Raw genomic sequence first — 1,605 nt, forward strand, 5'->3', positions numbered from 1 at the left:
CTACATCGCATGGTTCAACACCGAACGAAGCCACTCAACGCTGAAGGGCCTGAGCCCGGTTGAATACCGGGCTCAGGCCCTTGCCGCATAGCCCCGTTACGATCTCACTTGGCCAGTCCAACTTCCGGGGAGCAGTTCAGACATATGACGAGGTGGGGCGCCTTTCATTTCAGCCGGCGTCTCCCCGCCGCCGCACGAAACGGCTGTCTTGCGTCAAGAATCTGGCATGATTACAGCCGCCCGCAACTGCGTCTCCGGCCGTTCGTGTGCCGGCTCGAATCCCAACAGAATCGCGGTGTCAGCGACCAGAGTGGAAGCAAACAATGCACAACACCTCGCACGTGCTCGACGCGATTCGCTTAGCACGCGACGGATTCTGCGTGACGCGGAGCGAGTTTCCTGAGGACCTGCGCGCCGCGCTTATCGCAGACGCGGGCCGACACACTTTCACGACACCTCACGCTCACGTCGGTGGCGCCTTCTCCATGACCTCACTCGAACACCAGGACCGCGCGCCGGGCCGAGCGAGCGGATGGATCGGCGACGCTGCGAGCGCTGCAGGCCTCGGCGCCTTCGCTCCGAACGAGGCGAGCTACCAACGCTACCTACCAGGCGGCAACGGGATTCCACCCCATCGCGACCAGCGTTACTACGCGTCGTACATCGCGATCATCACCCTGCAGGGCACCGCTACGTTCGCGATCCATGCGTCCCGCAATCACAGAGATGTCGTCGAGCAGTGGACCACCCAACCCGGCGAGGTGATATTCCTGCGGGGTTGGCAACCCGGACAGCCCCACGACCCTCGGCCCTACCACCGAATCGACCCACCAGTCGACGTGCCGCGCCTGATGTTCCAACTCCGCCACAACCTCGCCGCGAGCACTCCCCCATCCCCGCTCCTCGCCGAGCTCACCGACACGGAAGTGCTGCAAGCAGCTGAACTCGCCGCTACCCGGCCCGCTCAACGAACATGACGTCCGCCGTAGAGGTCTCGACCGCGGTCAATTGCGGCTGATGTTGCCGATGATTCGGCCCACCGGTCGTGGATGCCCGGCGGTGGCCGCATTCGACGTGTGCACTTCTGCGACCAATCCGCTGGCTCCGGACGTCTGTTCGCGCACCTTCTCTACCGTTGCCGACCACGTCCGGCTACCGGTGGCCAGGTGCTGGGCTGGGTGCTAATCGAACGCCGGAACCCTGCCGGAAAGTCTGACGCAGGAGATAACCATTGACTCTCGGCACTCACCAAACCGAGGAATCCGGTCGACGACTCGGCGTCCACCCGCACTCCCGGACAACGCCGCGCCGAAGCATTCACCGACATCCTGCGCCACTACCTCAACTCCGGCGACGCCCCCGTCGAAGGCGGCGAACGGCCGCACCTGTCACTACACGTGAACGCACGCGACCTCGCCCGCACCGAGCCGAACACTGACGACCACGCCGACACAGGAAGCAGCACGCCCACCGATCACGCGGACACGTTGGGAGACAAGGACGTCGCCTGGATGCCGTGGATGGGGCCGCTCACCATCGCAACCGCCCGCCGCATCGCCTGCGACTGCGACCTCACCCCGATCGTCATGAAGGACGGGGTACCAC

2 protein-coding genes and 1 pseudogene are annotated in these 1,605 nt (G+C 64.7%); all 3 read left to right on the forward strand.

Translation table 11 applies throughout. From position 1 onward, the window contains the following. Positions 1-4: 4 nt before the first annotated feature. A complete protein-coding gene (locus AB4Z09_RS29025; protein WP_442241386.1) occupies positions 5-91 on the forward strand; it encodes an IS3 family transposase in 87 nt (28 codons plus the stop codon). Positions 92-323: 232 nt separating this feature from the next. Next, positions 324-977, forward strand: coding sequence for a hypothetical protein (locus AB4Z09_RS29030; RefSeq protein WP_442241385.1), 654 nt, complete (start codon positions 324-326; stop codon positions 975-977). Between the two features lie 258 nt (positions 978-1,235). After that, positions 1,236-1,605: pseudogene (locus tag AB4Z09_RS29035) on the forward strand (DUF222 domain-containing protein); the annotation flags it as partial.

The organism is Rhodococcus sp. TAF43, assembly GCF_052113525.1.
Taxonomy (GTDB): domain Bacteria; phylum Actinomycetota; class Actinomycetes; order Mycobacteriales; family Mycobacteriaceae; genus Prescottella.